Here is a 14,919-nt window from a genome sequence, read left to right as displayed (position 1 = left end):
GCACCCGCTCGGTACCGCGCACCTCCCCGCCCCGTACCGCGCCGTACCGGCGTCGTGCCCCCACACGCCCCGCCCGGCCCGTACCGAGGCGTCGTCCCTACCGGATTGGACCATGACGGACTCACCCAGCTCCGCCCACCGCGACAAGATCGCCATCATCGGCATCGGCTGCCGGCTCCCCGGACACGCGGGTGACCACCGGTCCTTCTGGCGCAATCTGATCGAAGGCCGGGACTGTCTCGTCCCCACCCCGGCGGACCGGTACGACACCACGACCCTCGGCAGCCGCGACCGGGCCAAGCCGGGCCGGCTGACCGGCGGGCGGGGCGGCTACATCGACGGCTTCGACGAGTTCGACCCCCACTTCTTCGGGATCAGTCCGCGCGAGGCCGAGCACATGGACCCGCAGCAGCGCAAGCTCCTGGAGGTGTCCTGGGAGGCGCTGGAGGACGGCGGGCAGCTGCCCGCCGAACTGGCCGGGCGGGACGTCGGCGTCTTCATCGGCGCCTTCACCCTGGACTACAAGATCCTGCAGTTCGCCGACCTCGGCTTCGAGACGCTGGCCGCGCACACCGCGACCGGCACGATGATGACGATGGTCTCGAACCGCATCTCGCACTGCCTCGACTTCCGCGGCCCCAGCGTCTCGATCGACACGGCGTGCAGCTCCTCCCTGGTCGCGGTCCACCTGGCCTGCCAGAGCCTGCGGCGCGGCGAGAGCGAACTCGCCCTGGCCGGAGGCACCCTGCTGCACCTCGCGCCGCAGTACACCATCGCCGAGACCAAGGGCGGCTTCCTCTCCCCGGACGGACGCTCCCGCGCCTTCGACGCCTCCGCCGACGGTTACGTACGGGCCGAGGGCGTCGGCGTCGTGGCGCTCAAGCGCCTCTCGGACGCGCTGCGCGACGGCGACCCGGTGCACGCCGTGGTGATCGGCAGCGGGGTGAACCAGGACGGACGGACCAACGGCATCACCGTGCCCAGCGCCGACGCCCAGGCCACGCTCATCGAGCGGGTCTGCGCCGAGGCGGGAGTGTCACCGGGCAGCCTCCAGTACGTCGAGGCGCACGGCACCTCCACCCCCGTCGGCGACCCGATCGAAGCGCGGGCGCTGGGCCGGGTACTGGCGCAGGGCCGGGCGCCCGGCGCGCGGTGCTACGTCGGCTCGGTCAAGACCAACATCGGGCACACGGAGGCCGCCGCCGGCGTCGCGGGCCTGATCAAGACGGCGCTGGCCCTCCGGCACCGCCGCATCCCACCGCACCTGAACCTCGAGCAGCCCAACCCCGCCATCGACTTCGCCGCGCTGCCCTTCGAGATCCCGACCGCACCGGTCGACTGGCCGGAGCACGAGGGACCCGCGCGGGCGGGCGTCAACTCCTTCGGCTTCGGCGGCACCAACGCCCACGTCCTGCTGGAGGAGGCGCCGCCCCGCCCGCCGGAGGAGCCGCACGCGACGGCCCGGACGCCCGCCCGCTCGGTCCTCCCGCTGAGCGCCCGGCACGTGTCTGGTCCGGCCGAACTGGCCGCGGGCGTCCGCCGCGAACTCGCCGCCGGAGCGTCCCTCGCGGACGTCGGGCACACCCTGGCCCACCGCCGCCAGCACTTCGAGGAGCGCCTCGCCGTCGTCCACTCCCCCCTCGACCCGCCCGGCTCCCTCGACGAGGTGCTGGCCGCCTGCGAGCGCGGGGAGCAGCACCCCCGGGCCGTGCGGAGCCGCCTCCGGGACGCCGGGGCGCGGCGGCTGGTGTGGGTGTTCACCGGCATGGGGCCGCAGTGGTGGGGCATGGGGCGCGAGCTCCTCGACTCCGAGCCCGTGTTCCGGGAGGCGGTCGAGCGCTGCGACGGGGAGGTCCGGCGCCAGGCGGGCTGGTCGCTGCTCGACGAGCTGACCCGGCCCGAGGCGGAGTCCCGGATGACCGAGACCTGGCTCGCCCAGCCCGCCAACTTCGCCGTCCAGGCGGGGCTCGCGGCGCTGTGGGAGCACCACGGGGTGCGGCCGGACGCCGTCGTCGGGCACAGCACCGGCGAGATCGCGGCCTTCCACCTGGCCGGGGTGTACGGCCTGGAGGACGCCGTCCGGATCGCGCTGGCGCGCAGCGCCCTCCAGCACCGGCTCGCGGGCACCGGCGCGATGCTGGCGGCGAACCTGTCCGAGGAGGAGGCCGAGCGGCTGGTCCGCCCGTACCGGGACCGGGTGTCGGTCGCCGCCGTGAACAGCCCGGCGTCGGTGACGCTGTCCGGGGACCGGGACACCCTCGGGGAGCTCGCCGGGCGGCTGGAGCGGGAGCAGGTCTTCGCCCGGTTCCTCGACGTCGAAGTGCCCTATCACAGCGTGCGGATGGACCCGATCGAGGCCGAGCTGCACGAGGCGCTGGCCGGGATCGCGCCGCGCGCCGCCGGTCTCCCGCTGTACCTCACCGCCCGCGAGGGGCGTGCGCTGGGGCCGGAGCTGGACGCCGCGTACTGGTGGGAGAACGTCCGGCGGCCCGTCCGGTTCCGTGCCGCGGTCGACCGGCTCGTCGACGACGGGTACACGCTGTTCCTGGAGATCGGTCCGCACCCGGTGCTCGGCCACTCGATCCGGGAGTGCCTGGAGGGCCGGGCCGTCGAGGGGGTGACGCTGCCGTCGATCCGGCGCCGGGAGGACGAGCCCGATCGGTTCGCCCGCTCCCTCGCGGAGCTGTACACGCTGGGTGTCGACGTGGACTGGTCGGTGCTCCAGCCCGTGGGGCGGCCGGTGCCGCTGCCGGGCTATCCGTGGCAGCGGGAGCGGTACTGGGTGGAGCCCGCGCCGGTGGAGCAGATCCGGCTCGGCCGGCTGGACCACCCGCTGCTCGGCCGGCGGACCTCCGCGCTGCAGCCGACCTGGGAGAGCCGCCTGGACACCGAGCGGCTGGCGTACCTGGCCGACCACCGGATCGAGGACAGCACGGTCTTCCCGGCCGCCGGGTACCTGGAGATGGCCGCGCAGGCGGTCCGGGCGCTGACCGGCGGCGACACGGCCACCCTGGCCGACGTCGAGTTCTCCCGGGCCCTGTTCCTGCCCGACGGCGAGGCGACGACCGTCCAGCTGGCCTTCGCGCCGGAGGAGTCCGGGTTCACCATCGCCTCCCTCGCCGGTTCCGGGACCGGGGCTCCGGACCGTACGGTCCACGCGAGCGGGGTCGTCCGCACCGGGCAGCCGCGCCGGCACGCGGAACCGCTGGACGCGGACGCGGTACGGGCGCGAGCGGGGCGCCGGCTCGACCGGGAGGCGTGCTACGGCGAGCTGGCGGCGCTCGGCTACCACTACGGCCCGGCGTTCCGGGCGATCGACGAGGTGTGGACGGCGCCCGGCGAGGCACTGTCGCTGATCCGGCCCACCCCGGGCATGGGCGACGGGGCAGCGGACTGCCATGTGCACCCCGTGCTCCTGGACGCCTGCTTCCAGACCGTGCTCACCGCGATGACGCCGGACGACGGCCGGTCCGCCGGGATCCGGCTGCCCGTCGGCATCGCGGAGCTGCGGCTGGACGCGGTCGGCGACCGGGCCCTGTGGGCGCACGCGACGGTGACCGCAGAGAGCGCCGGGGAACTGGTCGGCGACCTCGCCCTGTACGCCGAGGACGGGACGCCGCTCGGCCGGATCAGCGGCTTCCGCGCGGCGGCGGTGGACCGGGGGGCATCCTCGGTGAAGCTCGGCACCATCGACGGCTGGCTGGCCGAGGTGGTTTGGGAGGAGGCGCCCGCCGAGGCGCCGGAGGACGGCGGGACCGCAGAGGGGACCGGGGACGGCCCCGGCGGCTCCCCCGCGCCCGACCTCGTGGTCTTCGCCGACGAGGGCGGGCTCGGCGCGCGGCTGGCCGAGGCAGTCGTGGCGCGCGGCGGGCGGTGCCGACTGGTCCGCCCGGGGAGCCGTTACCGGAGCGGGGCCCGGCACGTGACCGTACGGCCCGATTCGGCGGCCGATCTGCGCAGGCTGTTCGACGAACTCGGGTCGGGGTTCGGAGCCGTGGTGCATCTGTGGAACCTCGATCTGCCGCCGCTGGACACGGTCGGCGCGGCGGACCTCGACGGGATCGGCACGCTCGGCGGCTACTCGCTCGTCCCACTCGCCCAGGTGCTGCCCGAGGCGTGCCCGGAGGGGCGCCTGCACATCGTCACCCGGGGCGCCCAGGCGGTGGTGCCGGGCGAGCCGGTGGAGCCGTTCGGCGCGCCCGCCTGGGGCATCGGCCGGGTGCTGTGGCAGCAGGAGCTGACCGGTCACAGCGGCAAGCTGATCGATCTCGACCCGGCCGGGGGTCCCGGCGAGGCCGAGGCGCTGCTGCGCGCGCTCACCGCGGACGACGGGGAGTGCGAGATCGCGCTGCGGTCCGGGCGGCGGCACCTCAGCCGGCTGCGTCCGCCCGTGGGGCTGACCCGTCCCCTGCCGCTGCGGCTGCGCGCGGACGGCGCCTATCTGGTCACGGGCGCGTTCGGGGCGCTGGGGCGGCTGCTCTGCCGCACCCTGGTACGGCGCGGGGCCCGGCGCCTGGTCCTGCTCGGCCGCACCGGCGTGCCGGAGCGCGGCGCGTGGCGGAGGCTCGATCCGGGCGGCCCCGAGGGGCGGCGGGTCGCGTTCCTGCGCGAGCTCGAAGCGCTCGGCGCGGAGGTGTTGGTCGCCGCGGTCGACGTGACCGACACGGCGGCCATGGAGGGCTGGCTGGCCGGGCGTCGGGCCGCCGGTCTGCCGCCGGTGCGGGGCGTGTTCCATCTCGCGGGGCAGGTGCGGGACGTCCTGCTGCCGTCGTTGGACCGCGAAGCCTTCGACGCGGGCTACGGGCCGAAGGTGCACGGCGGGTACCTGCTGCACCGGCTGCTGCGCGAGGAGCCGGTCGAGCACTTCGTGCTGTTCGCGTCGGTCGCCTCGCTGCTGACCACGGCCGGTCAGGTCAACTACTCGGCCGGGAACGCGTTCCTGGACGCGCTCGCCCATCACCGCCGGGCACTCGGTCTGCCGGCGCTCAGCCTGGACTGGGGGCCGTGGGCCACCGGCATGATCGAGGAGCTCGGACTGGTCGCCCACTACCGGGACGCGCGCGGGATGAGCTCGCTGGCGCCGGAGGCGGGCATGGCGGTCCTGGAGCGGGTGATCGGGCAGGACCGGGCCCAGTTGCTGGTGGCCACGGTGGTGGACTGGCCGGTGTTCCTGTCCTGGTACCCCACCCCGCCGCCGCTGGTGTCGGCGCTCGCCGCCGCGGCGGCCCGGGAGGTCCCGGCGGGGCAGGGCGGCGGTCTGCTCGACGCGTTCCGCGCCGCCGACGAGCCAGCGCGTACGGCGCTGGTGACCGAGCGGTTCGCGGCCCTCGCGGCGGGTGTGCTGCGGGTGCGGCCGGAGCTGGTCGACGCGGACGCCCGGCTCGGCTCGCTCGGTCTGGACTCGCTGCTCGCGATGGAGCTGCGGGTCCGGGTCCACGCCGAGCTGGGCGTCTCGCTGCCGGTGGTGGCACTGCTCAGCAACGGGCCGGTGAGCGAGCTGACCGAGCGGCTGCACGCGGGGCTGACCGAGCTCGCGGCGGCCGGGGGTCCGGTGACGGAGACGGCGGTGGAGCCCTTCACCGACGAGGCGTGCCACCCGCTCACCCACAACCAGCAGGCCCTGTGGTTCCTCCGGCAGCTCAACCCGGACGGCTTCGCGTACAACATCGGCGGCGCGGTGGAGGTGCGTGCGGAGCTCGACCCGGAGCTGCTGTTCGAGGCCTTCCGGACGTTGATCGCCCGGCATCCGAGCCTGCGCGTCAACATCACCGCCGAGGACGGGCGTCCGGTCCAGCGGGTGCGGCCCGAGGTCCTCGCCGACACCGGTCTTCTCGATGTGTCCGGGCTGCCCTGGGACGAGGTCCGCTCCCGACTGGTGGCGGAGTACCGCAGGCCGTACGACCTGGAGCGGGACCCCCTGGTGCGGCTGCGGCTGTTCCGGCGGGCCCCGGACCGCTGGGTGCTGATGAAGGCCGTCCACCACATCGTCTCGGACGCGATCTCCACCTTCACCTTCATCGAGGAGCTGTTCGAGGTCTATCACGGGCTGCGCACCGGCCGGCCGGCGGAGCTGGCACCGGTCCCGGCCCGCTACCTGGACTTCCTCAACCGGCAGAACCGCTTCCTGGCCGGGCCCGAGGCGCGGCGGATGCTGGAGTACTGGCGGGAGCACCTGCCGCGGGAGGTCCCGGCGCTCGAACTGCCCACCGACCGGCCGCGCCCGCCGGTGCAGACCGACAACGGCGCCTCGGAGTTCTTCCAGCTCGACGACGAGCTCAGCGCCCGGGTGCATGCGCTGGCCCGGGAGCACAACGTCACCGTGTACACGGTGCTGCTCACCGCGTACTACCTGCTGCTGCACCGCTGGTCGGGGCAGGACGAGATCGTGGTCGGCAGCCCCGTCACCGGGCGCACCGAGGAGGAGTTCGCCTCCGTCTACGGCTACTTCGTCAATCCGCTGCCGCTGCACGTGAGCCTGGCCGGGGAGCCGTCGGTGGCCGAACTGCTGGGCCGGGTGCGGGACACGGTCCTCGGGGGCCTCGACAACCAGGAGTACCCGTTCGTGCTGCTCGTGGAGCAGTTGGGCCTCCAGCACGACCCGAGCCGCTCGGCGGTCTTCCAGGCGATGTTCATCCTGCTCACCCACAAGGTGGCCGTGGAGCGATTCGGCTACGCGCTGGAGTACATCGAACTCCCTGAGGAAGAAGGGCAGTTCGACGTCACGCTGTCCGCGTACGAGGACCGTTCCGACGGCCGCTTCCACTGCGTGCTGAAGTACAACACCGACCTGTTCGACGCGGCGACGATGCGCCGGATGGCCGTGCACTACCGGACCCTCCTCGACGGCCTGACCCGCGCGGAGGGCGGCCGTCCGGCGGCACGGCTGCCGATGCTGGAGGCCGGCGAACGGGAGCGGATCGTCACCGGGTTCGGCGGCGTCGGCCGACGGATCGACCACGACGTGCCGGTGCACGAGCTGATCGGGAAGATCGCCGCGCAGTTCCCCGAGGCGGTCGCGGTCTCCGTACCGGGCGGGCGGCGGCTCGGCTACCGGGAGCTGGACCAGCGCTCGCGGCGCGTGGCGGCCTCTCTGCGCGAACGCGGCGTCGGCGTCGGGACGGTCGTGGCGGTGCGTCTCGCGAAGTCGCCGGAGCTGGTGATCGCGCTGCTCGCGGTGTTGCGGGCCGGGGGCGCGTACCTGCCGCTGGACCCGGACCACCCGGCGGAACGGCTGGCCGAGCTGATGGAGAACGCCGGGGCCACGCTGGTCCTGACCGACGGGCGGCCGGGCGAGGCGGCCCGGCTGCCGGGACGGCCGGTCACCCTCGACGAGCTGGACCGGCCGGGGACCGAGGAGCGGCCGGAGCCGGCCGTCGGCCTCGACCAGACGGCCTACGTGATCCACACCTCGGGTTCCACCGGCCGCCCCAAGGCGGTGCGGGTCAGCCACCGCAACCTGGCCTCGGTGTTCGTCGCCTGGCAGCAGGAGTACCGGCTGGACACCGACGTCCGGGTGCACCTGCAGATGGCGGGCGTCTCCTTCGACGTGTTCACCGGGGACCTGGTCCGGGCGCTGTGCTCGGGCGGGACGCTGGTCCTCGTCGACCGGGACCTCCTCTTCGACACCGCGCGGCTCTACCGGGCCATGCGCGCGGAGGGCGTGGACTGCGGCGAGTTCGTGCCGTCGGTGGCGCGCGGGCTGCTGGCGCACTGCGAGCGGGAGGGGCTGGGCCTGGAGTTCATGCGCCTGGTGATCATCGGCTCGGACGCCTGGCGGGTGGGCGAGCACCGGAGGCTCATCGCGCTGTGCGGGCCGGGCACCCGGGTGGTCAACTCGTACGGGCTGACCGAGGCCACCATCGACAGCGCCTACTACGAGGGGCAGGCCGAGGGGCTGGAGCCGGGCCGGATGGTGCCGATCGGCCGGCCGCTGCCCAACAGCGAGCTGTACGTCCTCGACCGGCACGGCGAACCGGTGCCGCCGGGGGTGGCCGGTGAGCTGTGGATCGGCGGCGCCGGCGTCGCCGACCACCACCTGAACGATCCGGAGCGGACGGCCGAACGGTTCGTGGCCCTCGAACCGGGCGGCGAACCCGTACGGCTGTACCGGACGGGGGACCTCGGGCACTGGGACGCGGAGGGGGTACTGCACCTCCTCGGGCGGGCCGACGGGCAGGTGAAGGTGCGCGGCCACCGGGTGGAGACCGGGGAGGTCGAGGCGCGGCTGGCCGCCCAACCCGAGCTGGCGCAGGTGTGCGTGACGGTACAGCGGGACGAGACGGGCGAGAACGTGCTGTGCGCCTACTGCGTGCCCGCGCCGGGCGCGGTGGCCGACGCCCGGGAGCTGCGCCGCCACCTCGCGGAGGAGTTGCCGACGTATCTGATCCCGGCGCACTTCACGGAGCTGTCCGCGCTGCCGCTGACCGCGAACGGCAAGGTCGATCTGGGTGCGCTGCCGGAGCCGCGCGCGGAGGCGGGACCGGAGCGGTACGAGCCGCCGGTGACGCTGTACGAGACGCGGATGGCGGCGCACTGGCGGTCGCTGCTCGGGCTGGAGCGGCCTGGGCTACGGGACGACTTCTTCGAGGCGGGCGGCAGTTCGATCAAGCTGATCGAACTGATCCACCACCTGCGGACCGAGTTCAACGCGTCCGTGCCGGTCGGGCGGCTGTTCCAGACCAGCACCCTGCACGGCATGGCCCGCACCCTGGAGGACGTCGTCACCGGGCGGCTGCCCGGCGCCGAGCCGTACCTGTGGTTCAACCCGGGCGCGGACCCGGCGGCGACGGTGTTCTGCCTGCCGCCCGCGGGCGGGCACGGGCTGGTGTACCGGCAGCTCGCGGCGCGGCTGCCCGAGCACCGCTTCGCCGCGTTCAACTACCTGTCGGGTCCCGACAAGGCGGCCCGGTACGCGGATCTGGCCGAGGAGCTGCACCCGGGCGGGCCGTACACGCTGTTCGGCTACTCCCTCGGCGGCAACCTCGCGTTCGAGATCGCCGGGGAGCTGGAGCGGCGGGGCCGCGTGGTGGACCTCGTGCTGATCATGGACTCGTACCGGATCGCCGAGGCCGTCGCCCTCGGCGAGGAGCACCTGGCCGAGTTCGAGGCGGAGCTCGCGGAACACCTGCGACGGCACACCGGTTCCGAGATCGTCGCCCGGGAGACCGTGGAGCAGGCCCGCGAGTACCTGGCACACTGCGGTGCCCACCCCTCGCTCGGTGTGCTCGGCGCGCCGATCGCGGTGATCTCCGACCAGGACAAGCTGCTCCGCTTCGCGGCGGACGAGCCCGGCGGCTGGCACGGCGTCACCACCGCCGGGTGCACCGTGCGCGAGGGACACGGACGGCACGCCGAGATGCTCGACGGCTCGTTCCTCGACGGGAACGCGGAGCTGGTCCGGACGCTGCTGGCGGGAGGTGCCGCGGATGGGCGTGCGTGACGGCGGGCCCCACTGGGAGGCCCGGCCTCCCGGCGGGCGGCCCCGGGTGATCATCATCGGCGCGGGCATGTCGGGTCTGGCCGCCGGCTGCTACGCGCAGATGAGCGGACTGGAGAGCCGGATCTTCGAGAAGCACGTGCTGCCGGGGGGCTGCTGCACCGCCTGGGCACGGCAGGGCTACCTCTTCGACTACTGCATCGACTGGCTGATCGGCACGGCACCCGGGACCGGGGCGAACGAGGTGTGGCGCGAGCTCGGGGCGCTGGACGGGAAGCGGATCACCCTGTTCGACCAGTTCAACCGGGTGGTGGCCGAGGACGGCCGGTCCGTCACCTTCTACAACGACCCGGACCGGCTCCAGAAGCACCTGCTGGAACTCTCGCCCGGCGACGCGCGCCTGATCCGGGCGTTCTGCCGGGACCTCAGGCGCTTCGCGGAGCTCGACCCGCACTGGGAGCTGAAGCCGCCGCCGCTGAAGTCCCCGGCGGAGAAGGTGCGGACGCTGCTCGCGATCCTGCCGGCGTTCCGGCTGTACTGGCGCACCGCCGCCACGCCCATGCGCCGGTTCGCGGACCGCTTCGAGGACCCGCTGCTGCGCCGGGCGTTCCCGAACGTGTTCCTACAGGAGCTGACCGGCTTCCCGCTGCTCCCCTTCCTCTTCACGATGTCCTGCGCCTCCAACGGCAACGCGGGCTTCCCGGAGGGCGGTTCGCTGGGTCTGGCCCGGTCGGTGGAGGAACGGTACACGGGGCTCGGCGGGCACATCGGCTACCGCGCCCGGGTGGAGCGGATCCTCGTCGAGGACGGGCGGGCGGTCGGCGTACGCCTGCGGGACGGGCAGGAGCACTTCGCCGACCACGTGATCGCCGCCTGCGACGGGCCGACGGTGCTGGACCGGCTGCTGGAGGGGCGGTGGAGCAGCCCGCGCACCGAGCGGCTGTACAAGGAGCTGCTGGACCGGCCGGACAACCTGTACCCGGCGGTGGTCTCCGCGTTCGTCGGGATCGACGGGCCGCTGCCCGCCGGTGAGCCGCACAGCACCACGTACCTCCTCGGGCCGGAGCGGGGCGCGGCGCTGCCGGGGAGCCTCCAGCACAGTCTGGTGGTGCAGCGGCGGTCCGACTACGCCGACGGCTTCGCGCCGGCCGGGAAGTCGGTGCTGCACTGCACGTACTTCACCGACCACCGGTCCTGGCAGGAGCTGCGGAACGCGGACCGGCGGGCGTACCGGGAGCGCAAGCAGGAGGTCGTCGACTTCCTGCGGGGCTTTCTGGCCGAGCGTCATCCGGGCCTCGAGAAGCGGATCGAGCTGGTGGACGTGGCGACACCGGCGACGACGGAGCGGTACACCGGCAACACCTACGGCAGCATCCTGGCCTGGAAGGCGTTCTCCGAGGCCGACGACGTGTCGACCGCGCTGGTGGACCGGGACCGGATGCGGCTGCCGGGGCTGAGCGGCTTCTCGATGGCCGGTCAGTGGACCGGGATGGGCGGCCTGATCCGGGCCGCGACCAGCGGCCGGTACGCGGTCCAGTTCCTGTGCGACGAGCTGGGCCGGGAGTTCCGGGCCTGGCCGAGCGAGGGTGTCGGGCCGTGGCATCCCGGGAAGCTGGGCCGGCTGCCACGACTCGAACAGCGGGGCGACACCCGGAAGGCGGTGGTGGCCGAATGACCAGAAAGACCATGCTGATCGTCGGCGGAGGGCTCGGCGGGCTCTCCACCGGCTGCTACGCCCAGATGAACGGCTATCGCAGCCGGGTGCTGGAGATGCACGAGATCCCGGGCGGCTCCTGCACGGCCTGGGACCGGGGCGACTTCACCCTCGACTGCTGCGTGAGCTGGCTGCTCGGCAGCGGGCCGGGCAACGAGATGCACCAGATCTGGCTGGAGCTCGGCGCGCTCCAGGGCAAGCGGATGCGCAACTTCGACGTGTTCAACACGGTGCGCGGCCGGGACGGGCGGGCGGTCCACTTCTACTCCGACCCGGACCGCCTCGAAGCGCACCTGCTCGCCCTCTCCCCCGGCGACGCCCGGGTGATCCGCGACTTCTGCGCCGGACTGCGGACCTTCCGCAAGGCGCTGGCCCGCTACCCCTTCCTCACCCCGGTCGGGCTCATGGGCCGCCTGGAGCGCTGGCGGATGCTGGCGTCCTTCGTCCCCTACTTCAACGTGATCCGGCGCTCCATCGGCACGCTGATGCGGGACTACTCGGAGCGCTTCCGGGACCCGCTGCTGCGCGAGGCGTTCAACTTCATCCTGTACGAGAAGCATCCCAACTTCCCCGTGCTGCCGTTCTACTTCCAGCTCGCGGCGCACGCCGACGCCTCGGCCGGTGTCCCCGAGGGCGGCTCGCTGGGCCTGGCCCGCTCGGTCGAGGAGCGCTACCGGGGGCTCGGCGGCGAGGTCACGTACAACGCCAGGGCCGTGGAGATCCTGGTGGAGAACGACCGGGCGGCCGGGGTCCGGCTGAGCGACGGCACGGAGCTGCGGGCGGACATCGTGGTCTCCGCCTGCGACGGGCGCACCACGCTCCTCGACCTGCTGAAGGGCCGCTACCTCACCGACACGTACCGGGAGTTGTACACCCGGACCATCACGGAACCCGGCATGGTCTTCCCCGGCTACCTGACGGTCTTCCTGGGGCTGCGCCGGCCCTTCCCGGACTGCGAGCCCTGCACCACGTACCTCCTGGAGGACGCGGTCGCGGAACGGCTCACCGGCATCCGGCACCCCAGCGTCAACGTGCAGTTCCGCAGCCGCCACTACCCGGAGCTGTCGCCGCCGGGCACCTCCGTGGTGTACGCCACGTACTTCTGCGACATCGCGCCGTGGCGGGAGCTGAGCACCGGTCCGGAGCGGTCCACCCGGAACCGCCGGGGCGAGGAGCTGCACACGCTGCCGGTCGGGCGCGGACGCGAGTACCAGCGAGCCAAGCGGCAGGTGCGGGACACGATCGTGGACTTCCTCGACGAGCGGCACCCCGGGCTGCGGGACGCGATCGTGGTGCGGGACGTGTCCACCCCGCTCACCCAGGTCCGCTACACCGGCAACTACGACGGCACGGTGCTCGGCTGGCAGCCGTTCGTGGACAGCGGCGAGACCGTGGAGAAGGAGGTCAAGCGGCACGGCCCGGGGCTGCCGGGGCTCGCGGACTTCTATCTGTCCGGCGTCTGGGCCACCACCGGCGGCCTGATCCGGGCCGCGGCCTCGGGACGGCACGTCATGCACTTCGTCTGCCGCGACGACGGGCGGTCGTTCACCGCCTCCGTCGACGACAGCGCCCCTCTCCCCGTCCAACTCATCGAACCCGCAGGAGCGACCCCGTGAAGATCGAGAAGTGGATCGTCAGCGAGCACAACGACGGCGTGCCGGACGTGGACCGGATGTACGTGAAGGTGGTGGAGGAGCTCGACACCGACCTGGCCGAGGACGAGATGCTGCTGCGCACGCGGTACGTCTCCGTCGACCCGTACCTCCAGGGGATCGCCCTGGACACCCCGGTGGGCGACCACATGGGCGCCGACTCGATCATGGAGGTGCTGGCGGCCGGACCGCGGGCGACGTTCGGCGTCGGGGACCTCGTGCAGGGCTTCGGCGGCTGGCGCACCCACCTGGTCAGCAACGGCGCCGAGGCCCTGTGGCAGACCGGCACGTTCCCGATGGTCTTCCCCGCGTACCGGAAGCTGGACCCGGCCCACTACGACGAGGCGCTGCCGCTGAGCACTGCGCTCGGCATCCTCGGCGGCGCCGGGATGACCGCGTGGGGCACCCTCACCACCTTCCTGGCCGTACGGCCAGGCGACACGGTCCTGATCAGCGGCGCGTCCGGCGCGATCGGCACGCTGGTCGGGCAGCTGGCGAAGCGGGCGGGCGCGCGGGTGGTGGGCACGACCGGTTCGCCGGAGAAGGCGGCCCGGCTGACGGCGCTCGGCTTCGACGCCGTCGTCGTCTTCCGGCACGGCGGGGACCCGGCGCAGCTCCGCGAGGACCTGGCGAAGGCGGCTCCCGGCGGCGTGGACCGGTACTTCGACAACCTCGGCGGGGTCATGACCGACACCGTCTTCACGATGCTCACCGTGGACAGCCGGGTCGCGGTGTGCTGGCAGTGGTCGAGCCAGGTCGGCGGCGAGTGGACCGGACCCCGGCTGCTGCCGTACATCATGTTCCCGCGCACGACGATCCGCGGGATCTTCGCGCTGGAGTGGTTCACCGAGGACAACTGGGCGGCGCTGCATGCCGAGCTGGGGCCGCTGGTGCGCGCCGGCGAGATCCGCTACCAGCAGACCGTGCACCGCGGCTTCGACTCCATCCCCGCCGCCTACCGCAGCCTGTACACCGACCGCGCTGCGTCCTTCGGCAAGGTGCTGGTCGAGCTGTGAGGCGCGGCCACACCCGGGCGCTCACGGAGGGCCCGAGCCCGGCCGACGCGCACGAGCCGGCCCTGCCGTACCCCGACGGCTGGTTCTCGGTGGCGTTCTCCTCGGAGGTGGTGCGGGGCGCGCTGCTGACCCGGCCGCTCCAGGGCGAGGACGTGGTGCTCTACCGGCTCCGCGACGGCGAGGTGCGGGCGGTCCGCCCGTACTGCCCGCACCTGGGGGCGCACCTCGGGCTCGGCGCGCTGGAGGGCGACGAGCTGCTGTGCCCCTTCCACCGCTTCGCCTTCGGCCCGGACGGCGCCTGCACGCGGACGGGGTACGGCACGCCCCCGCCGCCGTCCTCGGACCTGACCCTGCTGCCGGTGCGCGAGGTCGACGGCGCCGTCTTCGTGTGGCGGCACCACGACGGGCGGGCGCCGGACTGGGAGCTCACGCCCTGGCACACGCTCGGGACTCGGGCGCCGCGGCTGGCTGCGTGGGAGATGGCGGGGCACAGCCAGGACGTGGTCGAGAACACGGTGGACATCGGGCACTTCACGCCGCTGCACGGCTGGGGTGCGTCGGAAGTGGCCGAGCCGGCGGTCTTCGAGGGGCGGTCCTTCCGGATCTCGGTGCGCTCCGAGGAACGGGTGCCGCTGCTGGGCGCGAGTCCGCTGGAGGTGACGCTGGAGGGCAACGGGATCAGCCGGGTGCACGTGTGCACGGCGCTCCCCCGGTTCGGGGTGCGCACCTGTGCCGTATACACGACCACAATGATCGCGCCCGCGGCTTTCCAGCTGCGCCAGACGAGCCGCTTCGAGGTGGCCGAGCCGGCCTCCCTCCCGGCCCCACTGGCCCGCTGGTTGAGCGGCTCGGCACACTGGCTGCTGGCGGGTGTGATGTTCCGGGGCAACTGCGCTTTCGTGTCCCAGGACTTCCCGGTCTGGTCGACGAAGCGGTACGTGTCCCCGCCCCGGCTGGCCCGCGGCGACGGCCCGATCGGCCCGTTCCGCCACTGGGCCCGGCAGTTCTATCCGCCGGACCGGCTGCGGGCGCACGTGCCGTCGTCGGTGGTGCGGAGAGCGGCGGGGGAAGCGGAGAGCAGGATGACGTAGTCCGGCTGCT

5 protein-coding genes are annotated in these 14,919 nt (G+C 73.6%); all 5 read left to right on the top strand.

From position 1 onward, the window contains the following. The first annotated feature begins 112 nt into the window (after positions 1–112). The 5 genes from SVTN_RS37270 to SVTN_RS37250 are packed head-to-tail and all read left to right on the top strand — an operon-like array spanning position 113 to position 14,909. Positions 113–9,439, top strand: a complete 9,327-nt coding sequence (locus SVTN_RS37270) for a non-ribosomal peptide synthetase/type I polyketide synthase (protein ID WP_041133034.1) — start codon at positions 113–115, stop codon at positions 9,437–9,439. Next, positions 9,426–11,111, top strand: a complete 1,686-nt coding sequence (locus SVTN_RS37265) for a phytoene desaturase family protein (protein ID WP_041133033.1) — start codon at positions 9,426–9,428, stop codon at positions 11,109–11,111. Before SVTN_RS37270 ends, SVTN_RS37265 begins: the two co-directional genes overlap by 14 nt. Positions 11,112–11,122: 11 nt before the next feature. Next, the gene (locus SVTN_RS37260) at positions 11,123–12,766 is read left to right on the top strand and encodes a phytoene desaturase family protein (protein WP_041134672.1); all 1,644 of its coding nucleotides are present in this window, start codon (positions 11,123–11,125) and stop codon (positions 12,764–12,766) included. Then, positions 12,763–13,818 carry an MDR family NADP-dependent oxidoreductase gene (locus tag SVTN_RS37255; RefSeq protein ID WP_041133032.1) on the top strand — a complete coding sequence of 352 codons (1,056 nt, stop codon included), beginning with the start codon at positions 12,763–12,765 and terminating at the stop codon, positions 13,816–13,818. The genes SVTN_RS37260 and SVTN_RS37255 overlap by 4 nt, the downstream gene beginning before the upstream one ends. Next, the gene (locus tag SVTN_RS37250; protein WP_041133031.1) at positions 13,815–14,909 is read left to right on the top strand and encodes a Rieske 2Fe-2S domain-containing protein; all 1,095 of its coding nucleotides are present in this window, start codon (positions 13,815–13,817) and stop codon (positions 14,907–14,909) included. Before SVTN_RS37255 ends, SVTN_RS37250 begins: the two co-directional genes overlap by 4 nt. The last annotated feature ends 10 nt before the right edge of the window (positions 14,910–14,919 follow it).

This window comes from Streptomyces vietnamensis, from assembly GCF_000830005.1.
In the GTDB taxonomy this organism is placed as follows: Bacteria; Actinomycetota; Actinomycetes; order Streptomycetales; family Streptomycetaceae; genus Streptomyces; species Streptomyces vietnamensis.
Note: the sequence above shows the minus strand (reverse complement) of the source record. Positions and strands in the feature narration are given on the sequence as shown.